Genomic DNA, 17993 nt, shown 5'->3' with positions numbered 1-17993 from the left:
ACTGCGACTGCAAAGAACAACTGTAATGTTGAGCTCAACATTAGACGTATTCGCGAGGCGACAGGTCGATCTCGAGATCTACACGCTCATCGGGACTGAGCGTGCTCAAGCGCCGATCTAGGATGGACTCCGCGGTCGTCACGAGTTGGAGCACAACGGACTGACCGGCCGCGAGATGCTCACCGACCGCGGCAATGACGGTTGGCAGCTTCATTGAAAGAAGCACCTGGCCGAAGAAGCGCTGTTTGGTGGATTCGAAGCGGGAGCGGGCCGATGCCTTCGCGCCGCTGTTCAGGGTCGCATTTTCGAGACCGTCGACGACGCCGGTGAGTTCGAGCGCCTTCTCCATGTTCCGATGGATGATGGACCAGGCGTTGGCGTAAGTATCGTAGATCTCGATTTGTGCGGTCGTCAGCTCGTGCCGCAGGATCTCATATTCGACGCCGGCGAAGCTTAGCGCACGCGCCATGTAGAGCCCCGTCGCCTTAAGATCGCGGGCGACCAGTTCCATGGCGGCGATCCCACCCTGACGGATGCTGGAGATGAAGTGCTCGCGATTGGCGAAGGCTGTTTCCGGCCCCCACAGTCCGAGCCGCACCGCATAGGCGAGGTTGTTAACCTCAGACGCACCGGTGGCGGACGCATAGAGGATCCGCGCATCGGACAGATGGTTCTGGAGGCGAACACCGCAGATGCCTTGCTGCGAGCCCTCCTTGGCGCCGAGCGCACCTTCGCCACCTGCGACACCCCCCATCTCATGGGCTTCGTCGAACGCGATGACGCCATCGAAATCGGCGCCGGCCCAGTCGATGATCTGCTTCAGCCGGCTGTGCTCGCCGCGCATCGATCGAAGCGTCGGATAGGTGACCAGAAGGACACCCTGATCGAGCCTGATAGGCTCGTCGATCTTCCAGTTCGATATGGGTTGGATGTCGCCGGCGAGCCCGCCGAGCGCCGTCCAATCGCGGCGGGCATCTTCGAGGAGGGGCGCGTTCTTGGTCACCCAGATATTTCGGCGTCGACCCTGCAACCAGTTATCCAGAATGGTCGCGGCGATCTGGCGACCCTTGCCGGCCCCTGTGCCGTCCCCAAGGAAGAAGCCTTTGCGGTAACCACGGCCCTCTTCCGCAATGGTGAGGCCAACGCCATCCTTGTCTGGCGTGAAACGCCCTGGGATCGTCTGTGCCCAGGCATGTCCGGCGTACACGACGGTTTCGAGCTGGGAGGCCGAGAGCAAACGCTCGGTGACCGTCCGCTCCGGCAGCGAGGGCACATAATCTGGGATCGGCGCGGGGATCGATCCCATGGCCACGGATTCAACCAGCGCTGTCGGATGTTCGCCCGCTTTGTCGAAAACCAGTCGGCTCGGCCGATAGGGCAGATAGACTCCGGTCTGTTCAAGCAGCGGCGCCGGGGTTTCGAGCCTGGTGTAGCCGACGGGCAGGACGTGATTGCGGACAGGCGCGTGGAAGGCGCGGGGTGCAGGCTTGGCGCTCTTTACCGCCCTGAAGAGCGAAATGCCGCCACCCCGCTTTGGTGTAGCGACGGACTGCGCAGGGGTGAGAGAGAGTCGCGGGGTGATCGTGAGCTTATCGAGAACGGCGGCGATCGAGCCCGCCTGGATCACCTCCGGCGTCACGGAACCCGGCGCCTTGTCGATCACGAAGATCCTGACCGCAATGGACGTACCGTGCTTGTGATAGCAGCCCTCGAGGCGGATCGACGTCTGGACAGTCGCGCCGCGCAGCACCGTCTCATATTGGTCGCGCATGCGCGTGGTCGCCCCGAACCATTCCGGCATGATGGCAACTAGACGCCCGCCCGATTGGAGGCGCCGGAGCGCAGCTTGCAGATGCCGGACTGCCGCGAGATCATCGATGCCCCGGCCGAGCGACCGCGAGAACGGCGGGTTCATGAGGATCAGGGAAGGACGCGGTGCATCGCCAAGCGCGGCATCGAGGACCGCGCCGTCGTGACCCGTTATTGTGGCTCCAGGGAACGCGTCACGCAGACGGTCGCGGCGAACGGGATCGAGTTCGTTGAGATGCAGCGACCGATGGGTGCCGATCTGCGCTATGAGCAGACCGTTGCCGGCACTCGGCTCCAGAATGACGTCGTCATCCCGAACCCCGGCCAGCAAGGTCACGACGGCTGCGATGTCGACGGGAGTGGAAAATTGCTGCCATTCGATCTGGTCTTCGCTGCGCACCGTCTGGGTGGGAAGTCGCTGTGCGAGCTCTATCCGGGCCGCGACATGGGCGAAGGTCGTCAGAGGCGCGGACATGCCACGAAGATGGAGGGCGAGTGCGTGCTCGAGGACCTCGAAGCTCGCGCGCTGAGTCCAGCGCCCATCGGAGTCGGTTCCGCCAAACGCCTGCACCATGGCCTCGTTGAGATGCCTCCGGGTGACCGGGTCACCGGAAACCAGTGCAGGTAGGAGGATGCGCGCAGCGGCGCGGTCGCCACGTTCGGCGGTCTGGAAAAGATCGGTCATGTAGGAATCTCCTGCGCGGCTGCACTGTCGCAGCGACACAGCCTCGATCCCCCTCCTCTCCCTCCGTGCCGGGATCAGGTCCGGCGGTCCGCATCGAGGAGTTCCGCCCAATCCTTGTAGTCCGGCGGCGGCGGATCGCGGCGAATGACGAGCCCCGGCCGGGCGTATTTCGCTTCGGCGGATGCCGCGGCGCGGCGCCCTTCGGGATCATTGTCCTCTGCGATCAGCAATGTCGTAATGGCTGACGGGATGACCAGTTGATCGAGCCTCCGCGCGCCGAGCGATGCCCAACCGGGCATGTGGTTGATCCGCGAGTAGGCGTCAGCGGTCTCGAAGCCTTCGGCAATCGCAAGAGTGGTGCCCCCTGCCCTGCCCCGCCATGCCCCGCTCCTCGGCTCGCCGAGCATGACTTTGCGCAGGCACTCGGCCGTCACAGGGTCGAGAAAATTGCGCTGGATCGCGACGAGCTGTCGGATCTCCCGAACGGCGATCAGCAATGCGGGCCGATAAATGGTCTTCGGCTTCGGCAGATAGGGGCAGCGGGGATGGAACCGCACATCGGGAGGCGCCGGCAGCAGGTTCCGTCGCCCAAGGTAACCCTCAGCGAGCGTCCCTCTGACGTCGACCGCCTCATCCCAAATGCGCGTGACGTTGGCGCTGCCTGGTGGCCGATCCTGCTGCGGGATCGCAAAATGTTGGCCAATGCGCACCCGGCGCAGTTCACGCAGGACATCATCTCGTGAACAACCTGCGAAGCAAGTCACGAGGATGCCGCGATCGCCTTGGCGAATTGAAAGGCTCGGATCGTCATCGGCATGCGCCGGGCAACGACACATGGCGCGATATCCTGACCATGTGCCTCCGAGGGATCCGACGAGATCGACAAGTTGCTGTGATGGGCGCCTGGCTGTGAGCGGCATGGTTCATCTCCTTGCTCGCTCCTGTCAGTCCCCCTCCTCTCTTCCCCGTCAGCGCCCGAAAGATACTATGAGAACTGGCACTCAACCGTGAAGGTTGGGTTGTTCAATTTGCGGGGGCCGGCGATTCCCGATTGAGGGGCTCCGGCGGCGTCGATTAGGAGACTGTGCGCAGATTCTCCGTTCGGTTTGACTTTTGCAGATATTTTTGCTCATGAAACGCTAACCGGATCAAGGCGGCTTGATTCGAAGGGAGACACGCGCGGATGTCGTACACCGTAAACACGCTTCGAACGATGACGCGCTCGTGCGAGAACATGCGAGACCGCGTGAAGTCGGTCGTGTTCAAACCAGAGGACCGGAAGGTTCTGGATCTGACCTTCGGACCGACCGCGGCGGCCGAGTTGGTGGGTCGCACTCCCGAAGCACTTGCAAAGGCTGAAAAGGAAGGCCGATTGGCACCGCCTAAGCAACTGGGCAACGGCCGGCGATATTACACGCTTGAAGATCTGACGATGATCCGAGAGGCGCTGCACATCCGGCCTGGCAAAGCGGCGTATGAAGACGCCGTCGTAGTGGCCGTGCAGAACTTCAAGGGCGGTGTTGGCAAAAGCACCATAACCAAACACTTCGCCGATTACCTGGCGCTTCACGGATATAGCGTGCTGGTGATTGACTGCGACCCGCAGGCATCGACCACGACCATGTTCGATATTCAGCCTGAGACGCTGTTTGATGAAGAGAAGACGCTCGGCAATTTCCTCTCGCCGCGCAGCACTTTCGACGATTTCCGGCAGGCGATCCACGATACGGCGTGGCCCACGATCAAGATCGTGCCTTCGAGCCTTGGACTTCAGGACGCCGAATGGGATCTCACGGCGACCCTGCGTGAAGGCGGTCAGGCTGTTCGTGAGGGCTTGCAGAGGCTTCGCATCGGCATCCAGAGCATAATCAAAGACTTCGATGTGATCGTGCTCGATCCGCCGCCTGCGATGGGTTTTCTCGGATTGAATGTGATGGCGGCGGCAACTGGCCTCCTCGTGCCTGTTCCGGCGCGACAGCTCGATTATTTGTCGACGATCCATTTTATGGATACGATCGCTGACAATATCGAGATTCTCGAAGAGAACGGTACGCCTGTCGATTACGGTTTCATCCGCGTGGTTTGCTCTGCTTACACGCCAAGCAAGCCGGGCGAAGCCGATATGTGGAAGATGATGCAGGCAACCTACGCCAATTTTCTGCTGAGCCAGCCCATTCTTGCGTCGGAAGAGATCAAGAACGCGACGCAGGCTTTCCGGTCCATCTATGAGAGCAAGCCGTCAGCGGCCCACGCAACGTATCAGCGATGCCGCGACAATCTCGATGCTGTGTTCGGAGAGGTTCTGCAGCAGATCCGCGAGCAATGGCCTTCACAGAGCATCGTCAAGCGGGCGGGTGATACGGTCGCGAGTGCGGCAGCATGAGCCGGCGGTCAGCAATCAGCGAGGCCTTGGCGGCACCGGCTTCGGCACCTGAGGTAACGCCGGAACAGACCGATACCCCCCAGGGCGGATCGGCTCGCTCCTTCACCGCACGGCGTCTGGAGGGGTTCACCGAAGCTGCCCGGATGGTGAAGCGTCCCACCATTCGGCTAAAGCCCGCCGAATGTTCGATCTGGCCGGGCAACGCGCGGGACTACGCTTTGCTGACCGAGGATCGCGTTCGCAGCCTGATCGATTCGATCCAGGCCGAGAACGGCAATCGTATCCCGGTGGTGGTCCGGCGTACCAAGAATGCCGCGCTCGAATATGAGCTCGTCATCGGTACGCGCCGGCACTGGGCAATCTCCTGGCTGAATGCCAACCACTATCCAGACATCGAGCTTGTCGCGATCATTGAGGATCTCGACGACGAAGCCGCCTTCAGGCTGGCGGACATCGAAAACCGGGAGCGGGAGGACATCTCCGATCTCGAGCGCGGTGCGAACTACAAGGCGGCCGTCGAGACCTACTATGAAGGGGTGCAAGCCAGGCTGGCTGATCGCGTAAAGCTGTCGAAGTCCATGCTGTCCCGGTACATCGGGCTGACTGAAATCCCCCAATCGATCGTGAGTGCGTTCAGCTCACCGATGGATCTTCAGGTGCGTCATGGAGACAAGCTGCTCCCTCCCCTTCGCACACCTGCGCTGCGCGAGAAGATGGAGCTGGCGGCCAAGGACATCGCGGCCGAACAGAGCTTCCGTCAATCGGGGGACGAGGAGCCCATTAGCGGTGGTGAAGTCGTCACCCGGCTGATCAAGGCCACTGCCGCAAGTCGTAGCGGTCGCGTCCAGAAGGCGACGATCGAGGCCAAGGGCGCTACGATTGGCCAGGTTGACCGCGACCGCGCCAGAGGGCTCACCATCACCATCAACCCGACCGATCTCTCTGCGGACGATATCCTTGAAGCTATTCGGCCGCTGGTTGAGAAGGCCAAGATCTTGAAAAGGTCCGGTCGCTGATGGGGCTTGACGCCGCCTTATTCTGTTCGAAATCCGCCACTCTGAAAAACGGGCATTTTCCTCCTGTTTTCAAAGTGTTAGACTGCTTTTCCCACGCGTGGGACGTCGCATGAGCGAGCATGATACAGGCGGCACAGCGCCAGCCCAGAATGGCAGGCGTGTCCAGTTCGAGATGTTCTTCACGCTGCCTGATTTCAGCGACATTTCGCTGCGAGATTATCAGGAGACGATGCAGCGGCCCTTCTTCAGCCTCTCGAAGAAGAAGCGCATCAAGCCGATCGAGTATCTGAGCCCGGACAAGTCGGTCACCGTCCACGTTTCGGCGAATCCCGAATATGGCATGGCGACGATCTGGGACGCCGACATCATGATCTATCTCGCGTCGCATCTGAATGAGTTGCGCGAACGCGGGGAAAATGACCTCTCACCCACGATCCGCCTGCAACCCGGCGATCTGCTTAAGCGCATCTGCTGGGGCGTAAGCGGCCGGGCCTATGAAAGACTGATCGGCGCGCTGGATCGCCTTCAGGCGACGACCATCAAGACGAACATCCGAGCCAATTCCAAAACGCGCGAGACGACGTTCTCGTGGATCGACAGCTATACCCATCTCGTCGACGAACGCACCCAGCGGTCCCTCGGCATGGAGATCACACTATCGAAGTGGTTCTTCGATGGCGTGATGGACAAGCGCAATGTGTTGGCGATCTCCCCGCTCTATTTCGAAATCACCAGCGGGCTCGGTAAGTGGCTCTATCGCGCTAGCCGTAAGCATGCAGGCGGCAACGGTGCGGAAGGTTTCACGATCGGCTTTGAAACACTGCATCAGAAGAGTGGTAGCGAAAGCTCCCTGCCCTCCTTTAAGAACAAGATCCTTGAACTCGCACGCGCGAACACCCTCCCGGAAATCAGCCTGGAAGTGATTGGTGCGGAGACGCCGCGGCCCAAGCTGAAGATGGTCATGCGCCGCTTCATGGACAGACATCAGGACGTTTCGACGCAGAAGCGCGAGACAAAGCCCTCCCCTCCCCGTCCTGCAACGAACCCCAAGTCCAACGGCGCATCAAGGCAGTCGACGGCTCCGGTGCGTCAGGACCTCGTCGAGGAGCTTGTCGATCCGGGCCTGACCCGGGATCTGGTTCAACGTGCGATCTCTGGCCTGAAGGTCGTCGATCCAAAGCCGAGCCAAGATCCTCACGACCCGAGCTACGCCGCTGCTGCGGCCGTCATACCGCGCCGCCGCGGCGGTCGAGCCCATGAGGTTCTTGATCCCGAGACCCTTGCCGCGATCAAGGCGGAATGTCCGGGCTGGGACCTCGACGTGCTCATCAAGCAGTTCGATGCCTTCCTGAACAGCAACCCGGACGAGATGCCTCGGAACTATTCGAAGCGCTTCTACGGGTTCATGAAGAAACATCACGAGCGGAACAAATACACCCTGCCCGGCTACTAACCGCGCTGCTCTCCATTCGCGTGACGGCCCAAAGGATTCCTGAAAAGCCGCTGACTTCGAGCTGACTGGCTCACGCCGATTGCTGCGTGCGCCAAACCGTCTGCGCCCATTGGACGCCGGGCACCCGTCCGGACTGTGACGATGCACTCGGTCCGACCGCATCATGATCGACACGTCACCAGCATTATGGACTGGTCACTGCCCTCGGACGACAAGCCGTGAGCAAGCGGGTGGGTCTCTCCGGCCGCCGCTCACGCGCCTCCAGCATGATCGACCGATGTCCCTCCGCAGCTCAAACTCAGTGGAAAGAAGAGACTGGCATCCGCCGGTCTCATCGTGTTTTCAGAAATCGTCTCGTCAGCGTGTTTTGAAAGCAAGGAGCGCGGCCAAACCGCCACGAGCTTGTAGTTGTGCGCGGCTCGGCAAATGGCCTGCACTGATTCTAAAAACACGATCGAACTGGCACAACTCATTGCCGCTCAAAGCACCGAGATTTGGGCGTTTGGGCCAAATCGGGACCGCTCTCTACTGACAGCACGATCGTCAAGATGAAGGGCCCTGGATTGGTTCTGTCAGTCCCGAAGATCGAGCGCGGGGCAGGGGGGGCAAAATCGCATTCCCAATAACACGATGAGGCAGATGCTCGACATTCCTGATAACACGCTGGGATAGTGCACACGCCAGCTCGGCCGGATCGCGGGTTTGGACTTCGTTCGCCAAAAGCGAATCGGAACGCTAACCTGTGCCGACAGAGGCGGGTGGCTTGCCTACCAGGATCGACTTATCCACACCCCCTCAAGATGCCGAACGTGCTTTCAGGTGGCGAACGTCGTGTTATTAGAATCTGCCCATCGTGTTATCGGGCCGCGATCGTCGTGTTATCGGATTCTATCCACAGGGCGCGAATCGCCAGATTTCCGGCACTTTCGCCGCGCCTCGGCACCCGGTAACTCTCTAACTCTAAAATATAACCCCATTAACGGTTACGCCTGCGGCGGATTCTTTGATTTTGATTTTTTGGAAGAAGAGAAGGGCAGGGGGTTCTCAGCCATGTGCCCATGCCGATCACCCTAGGCACCGCTCCTCAACTCCCGCGCCCGCAACGCCAGCTTGGCCGCCGCCTGAGGTGAGACACCGAGCAATCGCGAAACCGCAGGAACACGAAGGCCCGGATAGGCGAGCTCCAAACGCAAAAGCTCCGGGAGCCGGCTTCGCTTGGTGACTGGCAGCTCAGATGGCAAACTTTGAAGGCGCCGCTCAAGCCGATCGAGCTCCGCCAACCCCTGCCGGCTAGCCAGACCAATTGAAACCTCGAGTGCGTTGGCTAGCTCGTCGACGGAACGAGGCAGGAAGCGTGGGAGCTGTACCATCGACGGCAGTATGTGGGTGGTGACACCAGCAGCAACGAGCGCACGAGGCAGTTGGCATGCGACAAGCCAGATCGTACCGAAGCTCTGCGGCTCGATCACCATCTGCCGCCCGTCAATCGTCGTAACTGTCCGGCCGGACGCCGGTGCCACCTCCAGAGCCGCCTGGACCTTCAGAAGCCTCTGAGCGACCGCGTGAAGGGTCGGGGCAGGGTAGGGCGCCACGATCGCGTTCTGTGCCGCCCTGGAGGCCCCAGAGAAGCGCGCAAGGTCCCCAGGAGCCCAAAGCTCGGCCTCTGCCCGGTCATCGAGCAGCGTGCGCAGAATCCGATATGACGCCCTCGCGATCTCGTCCTCCGGCATTTCTTGCGCGATCAGGGCGAAGTGCATTACGGCCGCGACGGACATTGGATCGTTCAAGCCCTCGCTGTGCCGCGGCGGCGGTACTCGCCCACATATCCAGTTCATGATATCATCGGCAGAGACCGGGAGGCTCGCGATTCCCGCGATCGTTGCCGTCCCATCGACCCTAGCCCGTGCCAGCCAGATATCTCGGGCGGGACTGTTCGCCAGGCGGCCATCAAGTCGGCCGAGCGCTATAAGAGCGGGCAGGGAAGGGCAAATGCTCACGATTCCCGATATCACGTTCTCAACGTAAGTCACACGTTGGTTGCTCTCTAAAGGACTGTTATACGATGAAGATATGATAATTGCAGTTATCACATAAGCGTATTTGACGCCTCTTTATAAGGTGGGCTACAAGCGTCGCCGACGAGCGAGGGGCGCCGTGACCACCGAAACCGCCCACGAAGGGCAAGAAACCACAGGAACCGCCGTTGAGGCGACCCCGCCGGTCATCGCGCCGTCGGCCGACCTTGCTTGGACTGTCGTGCAGATGCGCGCTGGGACAAGGATCGTCATCGACGAGGCGCTGATCGCCGCTTTCCAGGCGGCTTCGTCACCGCACAGCATCCGTGCGCTCAAATCAGATCTCGAGGCGTTCGATCTCTGGTGCAGGCGCAATAGTCGAGTGGCCTTGCCGTCGACGCCGGAAGTCGTGGCCGACTATCTCGATACGCGTGCGGGGGAAGGGGGCAAGCCCGCCTCGCTTGGCCGCTACAAGGCGTCGATCGCCAAGATCCATCAGCTGCTGGGTCTGACCGACCCGACGCCGGCACCGCTGGTCAAGCTCCGCCTCGCGGCAATCCGACGGGAAAAGGGCACGGCGCAGAAACAGGCGCGACCGCTCAGGTTCAAGGGACCGGTGCGCGACGCCGTGCGCGATGCCCCGCGCGGGCTCAATGTCCGGGCGCTGCTGCTTGCGTGTGACGAGGATCTGCCGGGGCTGCGCGACCGCGCGTTGCTCTCGGTCGCCTACGACACCGGGCTGCGCGCCTCGGAGCTGGTCGCGGTCCAGGTCGAGCATATGATCGAGGCGATCGATCCCGATGCCCGATTGCTGATGATCGCGCGGAGCAAGGGCGATCAGGAAGGGGAGGGGGCAACGGCGTTCCTCAGCCCGCGCTCGGTGTCAGCGATCGCAGCGTGGCAGCGCGCGTCGGGAATCGAGAGCGGGGCGCTGTTTCGGCGGGTGCAGGTGCGGCGGTACAAGGCGCGGCCGGCTGTCAGGGGGCGGCGGATCGACAGCATATCGAGCCGCGAGACCTGGGATCTGCGCAAGACTTTGTCGAAGCCTGCGGTGGCAGCGCGCGTCGAATATGACGTGGGGGAGGGGGCGCTTCATCCCGGCTCAATCGGCCCGCTCTACCGTACCATTATCCAGCGAGCCTTCTACCGCGGCGCGCTCCCGGATCTGTCAGCCGAGGAGCTGGCGCGGCTGCTCAAGGACGTTAGCGCCCACTCCACCCGGATCGGGCTCAACCAAGACCTGTTCAGTGTTGGTGAGGAGCTGGCGGGGATCATGGACGCGCTACGCTGGAAGAGCCCGCGCATGCCGCTCGAATATAATCGCAATTTGGCAGCCGAGGCTGGGGCGACGGGACGGCTGCTCGGGAAACTCGAGTGATGGGAAGGCTTGTCTCAAAAGCTTCAACCGGTGAACAATTCTCTTCAGAACCAGAATCGCACGCCGGCGACGAAGCTCGTGGTTGCCGGATCCTTGCCGTCCGCGCGCGCGAAGTCGGCGGTCCGGCCGGTCTTCGCCTCATAGGAGACGCCGATATAGGGCGCGAACTGGCGGCTCACTTCGTAGCGAAGCCTCAGCCCCAGTTCCGCATCGGTCAGTCCCGACCCCAGCCGGAGTTCGGGCACGTCCTGTGCCGAGAGATTGAATTCGACGCGCGGCTGCAGGATCAGTCGCTGTGTGAGGCGCTGGTCGTAATACCCTTCGAGCCGACCGAGCACCTCGCCCTTGTTGCTGAGGAACAGCGCGCCTTCGACCTCGAACATATAGGGCGCGAGGCCCTCGAACCCGACAGTCGCATAGGTTCGTGTGGGCCTCGGCTGGAAATCGTGCCGCACGCCTGCCTGCAGATTGAAATAGGGGCCGATTGCGCGGCTGTAGAGCGCCTGGATCTCGGCGCTCTCGACACCATCGCGGAGTACACCGGCGCCTTCGGACTTCAGCCACAGCCGGTTGATATCGCCGCCAACAAACGCCTCGCCGTCCCAGCGATAGCCGTCGCGGCCGCGGCGCGCCTGATACTCGGCGAGGTTGAACATCACTTGGTAAAGCGCCTGGCCGCCCTGCTCGTGCATCATGGCCATGCGTGCGCGGCTCATATCCGTCGCCGGGAAATAGCGGTCAGCATAGTGATCCGTCGGTGGCGGCGGCGCTGGCGCGTTCCCGGCGGGAAGCGCGGTCCCGCCCTGGGCCATGGCAGGCATCGTCATTCCAGGCATGCCCGCCATATCGTGACCGGCGTGATCGCCCGACATGTCCATTCCGGGCATGGACTGCGATTGCCCCTTCATGTCGGAGTTGGGCTTGTCCGCCATGCCCGGCATTGCGGACATAGGAGGCCCTGTATTGGTGACGGCCGCGGGCACTGCCGGTTCAGGCATGGCTCTCGTGGCCTGCTCGCGTCGCGGAACGGGTCTGCGTGACGATTTTTTCGGGCTGGCCCCTTTTTCAGGTTTGACGGCCGCCGCCCCCTTCGCTGGCGCCGGCATCTTCATACCCGGCATATCCTGCGCCGCGGCGGGCATAGCGAGCGTCAGCGCGATGGCGGCGGCGAGCGCAGCGAACGGCCGGCTCATGCTGTCTCTCCATGCGGTCGAACGCTCACGGTGCGCATCATGCCCGCATGCATGTGGTAGAGGAGGTGGCAGTGGAACGCCCAGTCACCGATCGCGTCGGCGGTGAAGTCCCAGGTTACCTTGCCGCCCGGCTGGACGATGACGGTGTGCTTGCGAGGGGCGTGATCGCCATGCCCGGTGACGAGCTCGAAGAAATGGCCGTGGATATGGATCGGGTGCGCCATCATGCTGTCATTAATGAGGTTGATCCGCACGCGCTCGCCTTCGGTGAACGGGATCGGCTCCATGTGATCCGACATCTTCACGCCGTCGAACGACCACATGAACCGCTCCATGTTGCCGGTCAGGTGAATGTCGAGGCTGCGCCCGGGCGCGCGGACATCGGGATTGCGCTCCAGCGCCATCAGATCCTTGTAGACCAGCACCTTGTGACCGACGTCCTCGAGCCCTTGACCGGGCTCACCGGTGCGGTCGATGGGCATCGGCGCGATGGTCTGGACGCCGGGCCCCTTCCTGACCTGCGGCGCGTTCGAGAAGTCGCGCATCTTCATGGAGTCCATGTCCATGGATCCCATCGACCCTGTATCCATGCCGCCCATCTTGGAATGGTCCATCCCGGCCATGTCTGCGGAGACCATGCCGGGCATTGACCCCGGCGGCATCGGCATTGCCGTGGCGCCGGGCGCCGCGAGCTTGGCGGAGCGATTCTGCTCAGCGGTGGGATCGACGTCGCGCGGCGGTCCCATCCCGCCGGACATGTCCATCCCCTCCATCCCGGGCATGCTCGACATGTCCATGCCCATGTCCTTCATCGTCGCTAGCGGACGCTTGCGCAGAGGCGGCACGTCTGCGGTCATGCCGGCGCGCGGCGCCAACGTGGCCCGCGCCATGCCCGAGCGGTCTACCGCTTCGCCGACCAGAGTGTAGGCGCGGTCGTCGGGTGGGATGATTATCGCATCATAGGTTTCTGCGACGCCGATCTGGAACTCGTCGACCTCGACCGGCATCACATTCTGCCCATCGGCCTGGACGATATTCAACTTGAGGCCAGGGAGGCGGACGTTGAACGTCGTCATCGACGAGGCATTGATGAAGCGCAGGCGCACACGCTGGCCCGGTTTGAACAAAGCTGTCCAGTTGTCGCGCGGGCCGTGGCCGTTGACGAGATAGGTATAGGCGGCACCGGTCGTGTCGGAGATGTCGGTCGGGTCCATTCGCATGCGGCCCCAGTCCATCCGGTCCTTGAGCCTCTGGTCGCGGCCGGCGAGCAAGCCGGCGAGCGTCTGCTTCTGGAAATTGAGGTTGCCGGGATCGACTTTCATGCGACGGAAGATGGATTCGGGAGAGATAGGGCTATGGTCCGACAGCACGATCACATGCTCACGATCGGCCGCGATCGGATCGACCCCTGCCGGATCGATCACGATCGGCCCGTAGTGGCCAAGTTGCTCCTGAAGACCCGAATGGCTGTGATACCAATAGGTGCCCGACTGGCGGATCGGGAACTCGTAGGTGAAGGTCGAACGCGGCCTGATGCCGGGGAACGACAGGCCCGGCACACCGTCGAACTGGGCGGGTACGAGCAGGCCGTGCCAATGGATCGAACTGTCCTCGTCGAGATCGTTGACGACATGGAGCCGGACATTCTGGCCTTCGCGCAGCCGGATCAGCGGCGCCGGCACGGTGCCGTTGATGCCGATCGCTTTCGATGGGCGGCCGTCGATCATCATCGTCTGGCGCGCGATCCTGAGCGTGATGTCGTTGCCCGAAACCGTCGGCAGCGGCGCGGCGAGACCGGGCGACACGCTCTGCGCCCAAGCGGGCATCCATGCCGCGAGCGCGAGCCCACCTCCCGCCAGCGTGGCGCCACGCAGCAACTGGCGGCGATCGATAGGTTCGCTCATGGTCTTTCCTGGCCTTCGGATTTGCAACTGGACGTTCGAGAGGCACTACGCAGCGCACGCGCCGGCCCCTCGCATCCTTCCCGGAAAATTAGATGGGGTTTGACACCGTGTCAGGGTCAAGGGCGCGAGGTCATCGATCCTTCAGTCGCTCCGCGAGCTTCGCCCGCGCCCGGCGCACGCGGGTTTCGACCGCCTTTTCGCTGATCGACAGTGTCGCTGCCGTCTCGGCCTGGCTCATGTCCTGCAAGACGTGCAGCACCAGAGGTTCGCGTAGCGCCGCCGGCAATTCGGCGATTGCGCGCGATACGCGCGCCAGCTCCTCGCGAGCTGCGACTTCGGCATCGGGAAGGCTGCGCTCCTCGGCGATCTCGGCGGCGCCTTCGAGCGGGAGCGCAAAAAGGAGCAGGCGCCTGGCCATACGGCGCCGGCGCCAATCGCGGCATTTGTTGAGCGCGATGGTGGTGAGCCAGCGCCGCATCACGCGGTCGGGATCGTAGCGCCGGAGCGCGCGGTGCGCCGAGACGAAGCATTCCTGAACAAGGTCGAGCGCCTCGTCGCGGTCGCCGATATTGCCGGCGATGATGCGAAAGACGGGCTCGCGGTGACGGCGCATGATCTCGGCAAACGCCGTGTCCCGCCCGGCGATGCTGAGCGCGGCCAGCTCGCCGTCGGTCAAGGCAGTGAGGTCGAGCGTCACCGAGCGTCGACGGTCAGCGCCTTCACCACCGCCTTATCGAATTTAGCCGCCTGATCGGGACGCAGAAGCTGACGCATCGCGAAGATGTGGGCGAGCGTCTCTTTCTGGAGCTCGCCCATCGCGGCGTGCGACGCATCGACTGCCGCGGCGACCTGCGGACCATTGCCATGCTCGGCCTGAATGGCGCCCGCGAGCCGCGCGTTGGCGGCCCGCAGCTCGAGTTCCAACGCGCGGCGGCGGATCGCGAAGCGCTGCTCGAGCACTTCGAGCTTCGACTCCTGCGCCGCGTCGAGCTGCAACTGGTGGTGGAGCACTTCATGAAGCTCGGTCCCCTGCGCCTGTGGTGAGGGGAACAGCGCGTGGCCGACATACACACCGGCGATGCCAGCGAGGAACGCGACCAGCGCGATGACGATCGTCCAGCGAAACGGATTCACCGGCTTGCCGCGAGCAGCGTCGAGGGAGCGAGCGGGCTCGACGGACCGAAAGGCGACAGCGTGTTGGACGACGCCGACGCCCGAGCCGGTACGCCGCTCGCTATCCCCAGCATCAGCGCAGCAACGGCAGCCGTCGCGCCGATACCGAAGCCCTGAAGCGAGGTCGGCGCCGCGCGCTGGTGCAGCCGTTCAAGCACTGCGCTCTCGATCGCTTCGAGGCCGGGGTGCACCGGCGCGGCCGAAAGGCGCCGCAAGGCTGCGTCCAAATCCTGTACCATATTCTCTGCTCCGCTCGCCCCTTTTCTCGCCCTTACGCGCGTGACCACGCAATCCCTCAAAAAATTCGCTCGTGCGGGGCGCGCGAAATATCTGCGGGCACCGATGAGGGTTGCGCGCCGAAGATGCGTATCCCCCAATGCCGGCGCCCTGCCGGTTCTCGGAGAATGTTACATGCGCTTCGCACCGATCGTCGCCGCCGCACTGCTTGTAGCGCCGGTTGCGGCCTACGCCCATCCCAAGCTCGTTTCCGCCACTCCTGCGCCGGGCAGCGTCGCCGCGCCGACCGCGACGGTTCAACTGGTCTTTTCGGAATCACTGGTCGCCCAGTTTTCGGGCGCCGATCTCGTCATGACCGACATGCCGGGCATGAAGATGAACACGCCTATGAAAATGCCGGCCAGCGCAGCGCTCGGCGCCGACGGCAAGACGCTGATCGTGACCCTTCCCAGGGCACTGACGGCGGGAGGCTACAAGCTCAGCTATCATGTCGTGTCGACCGATACGCACCGCGTCGAGGGCAATTACAGCTTCCGGGTGCGCTGATGCCCGGTGCCGGGGCGGTCGCGCTCAGGTTCGGGCTGTATCTCGACCTGATGGCGCTGTTTGGCATCACCGCGTTCGCGCTCTACGCGCTGCGCGGCGGGGAACGGCGCTTCCGCGGCGCGATCGCGCTCGGCCCGTGGCTATGGTGCATCGCCGTGCTTGGCGCGGTGCTGTCGCTTGGCGGTCTGGTGATACTCGCGGCCGGCATGGCCGGCGTTCCGCTCGCCTCGGTGGATATGGGCACTCTCAAGACCATCGTCGGCTCGACGAGTGTTGGCAGCGCCTGGCTCGTGCGAATGGCGGCATTACTGATCGCCCTTGTCGTCTTGCTTGTTCTCAGCCCACGCCCGGCAACAGCCTTGTCGCTCGTCGTGCTGGCTTCGGCGTTGGCGCTCGCAAGCCTGGCCTGGGGCGGTCACGGCGCGATGGACGAGGGCACGGTCGGCTGGCTCCACCTGTCGGCCGACATCGTTCATCTCTGGGCGGCTGGCATCTGGGTCGGTGCGCTCCTCGCGCTTCTGCTGCTCGTGTTTCGGCGACGGGAACTGATCGACCGTGACCATCTCATCCTGTCACACCGCGCCCTTAAAGGCTTCTCGCTGGTCGGAACGCTCACGGTCGGCGCGATCATCGCCTCCGGCCTCGTCAACAGCTGGCTGCTGGTCGGACCGGCCAACATCCTGAAGCTGCCCGGCAGCCTTTACGGCCAGTTGCTGATCGCCAAGCTCGTCTTGTTCGGCGCTATGGTCGCGCTTGCCGCTGCCAACCGTTTCCGGCTGGTGCCAGCTTTCGAGCATTCGCTAGCGGCGGCTGACCATGTCCGTGCACTGCATGCGCTTCGCCGCAGCCTGTCGATCGAAGCCGGCTGCTCGATTACGATCCTTGGGTTCGTTGCCTGGCTGGGAACGCTCGAGCCGCCAGCATCGGCGATGTGAGTAGCATGATCGCGATCCTCGCATAGCCCTGGCCCAGAGCTTCGCCGCGGAAGGTGGAGGGAAAAAGGCCTTGACCCTGACATGATGTCAAGCCCCACATGGGGTCGCATCGGAGGACCGTCAGATGAACCATGCCGACTACCATGCGCATTCCAGCAGCGGCTGCTGCGCCGGCCACGCCCCGGCCGACACCGATGTGAAGGATCCGGTTTGCGGCATGGCCGTGGATCCCACTACGACTTCGCATCATGCCACGCATGAAGGCCGCGACTATCATTTCTGCAGCGAGGGCTGCCGAAGCAAGTTCATCGCCGACCCCCAACGCTATCTGAGCGCGCCCAAACCCGAGGCGGAGCCTGTAATTCCGGGAACGATCTGGACCTGCCCGATGCACCCCGAGATCCGGCAGGATCATCCGGGCGCCTGCCCGATCTGCGGCATGGCGCTCGAGCCGGAGATCGCTACCGGGGATGCCGGGCCGAGCGCCGAACTCCTCGATATGACCCGCCGCTTCTGGGTCAGCCTCGCGCTGGCGATCCCGGTGCTGGTCCTTGAAATGGGCGGGCATCTCTTCCCGGCGCTCCACCATATCGTTTCGGAGCGCGCATCGACCTGGATCCAGCTGCTGCTGGCGACGCCCGTGGTGCTGTGGGGCGGCAGGCCCTTCTTCGAGCGCGGCTGGCTGTCGCTCAAAACCCGCCACCTCAACATGTTCACCCTGATCGCAATGGGAACGGGCGTCGCCTGGGCCTACAGCATGGTGGCGACGCTCGCGCCGGGCATCTTCCCGGCCGCCTTCCGCGAGGGTGGGACGGTCGCCGTCTATTTCGAGGCGGCGGCGGTCATCACCGTGCTCGTGCTGCTCGGCCAGGTGCTGGAGCTGCGCGCACGCGAGCGCACTTCGGGTGCGATCAAGGCATTGCTTAACCTCGCTCCCAAGGCCGCGCGCCGCATTACCGCCGAGGGGCAAGAGGAGGAAATCTCCCTCGATGCGGTCGTGATCGGCGACCGGTTGCGCGTCCGCCCGGGCGAGAAGGTGCCGGTCGACGGCAGCGTCGAAGAGGGCCGTTCCGCAATCGACGAATCGATGGTCACGGGCGAATCCTTGCCCGTTGCCAAGGAGGCCGGGGCGAATGTCATCGGCGGCACGCTCAACCAGAGCGGGGCGCTTGTCATCCGCGCCGAGCGGATCGGTCGCGATACGATGCTCGCGCGGATCGTCCAGATGGTCGCCGAGGCGCAGCGCTCGCGCGCGCCGATCCAGCG

General features: G+C 63.3%; 15 protein-coding genes. 7 read left to right on the top strand and 8 right to left on the bottom strand.

Features of this window, described 5'->3' with window-relative positions; all coding sequences use genetic code 11:
* Positions 1 to 40: 40 nt before the first annotated feature.
* Complete coding sequence (locus Q0316_RS09200) at positions 41 to 2494, bottom strand: strawberry notch-like NTP hydrolase domain-containing protein (RefSeq protein WP_367179675.1); 2454 nt, start codon at positions 2492 to 2494, stop codon at positions 41 to 43.
* A gap of 74 nt (positions 2495 to 2568) precedes the next feature.
* Entirely contained in the window at positions 2569 to 3414 is an 846-nt protein-coding gene (locus Q0316_RS09195) for a toprim domain-containing protein (RefSeq protein ID WP_298671604.1), read from the bottom strand.
* A gap of 326 nt (positions 3415 to 3740) precedes the next feature.
* On the opposite strand from Q0316_RS09195, the gene Q0316_RS09190 reads away from it, so the two are divergent.
* The 3 genes from Q0316_RS09190 (at position 3741) to Q0316_RS09180 (ending at position 7346) form a co-directional block, all read left to right on the top strand.
* Positions 3741 to 4877 carry an AAA family ATPase gene (locus Q0316_RS09190; RefSeq protein WP_298671602.1) on the top strand — a complete coding sequence of 379 codons (1137 nt, stop codon included), beginning with the start codon at positions 3741 to 3743 and terminating at the stop codon, positions 4875 to 4877.
* Positions 4874 to 5893, top strand: a complete 1020-nt coding sequence (locus tag Q0316_RS09185; RefSeq protein WP_298671599.1) for a ParB/RepB/Spo0J family partition protein — start codon at positions 4874 to 4876, stop codon at positions 5891 to 5893. The genes Q0316_RS09190 and Q0316_RS09185 overlap by 4 nt, the downstream gene beginning before the upstream one ends.
* Positions 5894 to 6002: 109 nt before the next feature.
* Positions 6003 to 7346: a replication initiator protein A gene (locus tag Q0316_RS09180; protein WP_298671596.1), complete on the top strand. Its 1344-nt coding sequence runs from the start codon at positions 6003 to 6005 to the stop codon at positions 7344 to 7346.
* A gap of 1070 nt (positions 7347 to 8416) precedes the next feature.
* Here the strand turns inward: Q0316_RS09180 and Q0316_RS09175 are convergent.
* Positions 8417 to 9103, bottom strand: coding sequence for a hypothetical protein (locus Q0316_RS09175; RefSeq protein ID WP_298671593.1), 687 nt, complete (start codon positions 9101 to 9103; stop codon positions 8417 to 8419).
* A 505-nt stretch (positions 9104 to 9608) separates the two neighbouring features.
* On the opposite strand from Q0316_RS09175, the gene Q0316_RS09170 reads away from it, so the two are divergent.
* Positions 9609 to 10739, top strand: coding sequence for a tyrosine-type recombinase/integrase (locus Q0316_RS09170; RefSeq protein WP_298671610.1), 1131 nt, complete (start codon positions 9609 to 9611; stop codon positions 10737 to 10739).
* Between the two features lie 44 nt (positions 10740 to 10783).
* Here Q0316_RS09170 and Q0316_RS09165 read toward each other — a convergent pair whose 3' ends face one another.
* The 5 genes from Q0316_RS09165 to Q0316_RS09145 all read right to left on the bottom strand — a co-directional run bounded on the left by Q0316_RS09165 (position 10784) and on the right by Q0316_RS09145 (position 15248).
* Complete coding sequence (locus tag Q0316_RS09165; protein WP_298671590.1) at positions 10784 to 11932, bottom strand: copper resistance protein B; 1149 nt, start codon at positions 11930 to 11932, stop codon at positions 10784 to 10786.
* Positions 11929 to 13836, bottom strand: a complete 1908-nt coding sequence (locus Q0316_RS09160; RefSeq protein WP_298671588.1) for a copper resistance system multicopper oxidase — start codon at positions 13834 to 13836, stop codon at positions 11929 to 11931. Before Q0316_RS09160 ends, Q0316_RS09165 begins: the two co-directional genes overlap by 4 nt.
* A gap of 130 nt (positions 13837 to 13966) precedes the next feature.
* Positions 13967 to 14533, bottom strand: coding sequence for an RNA polymerase sigma factor (locus Q0316_RS09155; protein ID WP_298671586.1), 567 nt, complete (start codon positions 14531 to 14533; stop codon positions 13967 to 13969).
* A complete protein-coding gene (locus tag Q0316_RS09150; protein ID WP_298671582.1) occupies positions 14530 to 14970 on the bottom strand; it encodes a periplasmic heavy metal sensor in 441 nt (146 codons plus the stop codon). Before Q0316_RS09150 ends, Q0316_RS09155 begins: the two co-directional genes overlap by 4 nt.
* On the bottom strand, positions 14967 to 15248 hold the full coding sequence (locus tag Q0316_RS09145; RefSeq protein WP_298671580.1) for a hypothetical protein: 282 nt from the start codon (positions 15246 to 15248) through the stop codon (positions 14967 to 14969). Before Q0316_RS09145 ends, Q0316_RS09150 begins: the two co-directional genes overlap by 4 nt.
* Positions 15249 to 15420: 172 nt before the next feature.
* Here Q0316_RS09145 and copC point away from each other — a divergent pair, with 172 nt between their 5' ends.
* The 3 genes from copC to Q0316_RS09130 form a co-directional block, all read left to right on the top strand.
* Entirely contained in the window at positions 15421 to 15792 is a 372-nt protein-coding gene (gene copC, locus Q0316_RS09140; RefSeq protein WP_298671577.1) for a copper homeostasis periplasmic binding protein CopC, read from the top strand.
* Positions 15792 to 16727, top strand: coding sequence for a copper homeostasis membrane protein CopD (gene copD, locus Q0316_RS09135; protein WP_298671575.1), 936 nt, complete (start codon positions 15792 to 15794; stop codon positions 16725 to 16727). Before copC ends, copD begins: the two co-directional genes overlap by 1 nt.
* 217 nt (positions 16728 to 16944) lie before the next feature.
* The coding region (locus tag Q0316_RS09130) for a heavy metal-binding domain-containing protein (protein ID WP_298671607.1) at positions 16945 to 17993 on the top strand (1049 nt) is incomplete at its 3' end.

The sequence above is a fragment of the uncultured Sphingomonas sp. genome, from assembly GCF_937871615.1.
GTDB lineage: Bacteria > Pseudomonadota > Alphaproteobacteria > Sphingomonadales > Sphingomonadaceae > Sphingomonas.
Note: the sequence above shows the minus strand (reverse complement) of the source record. Positions and strands in the feature narration are given on the sequence as shown.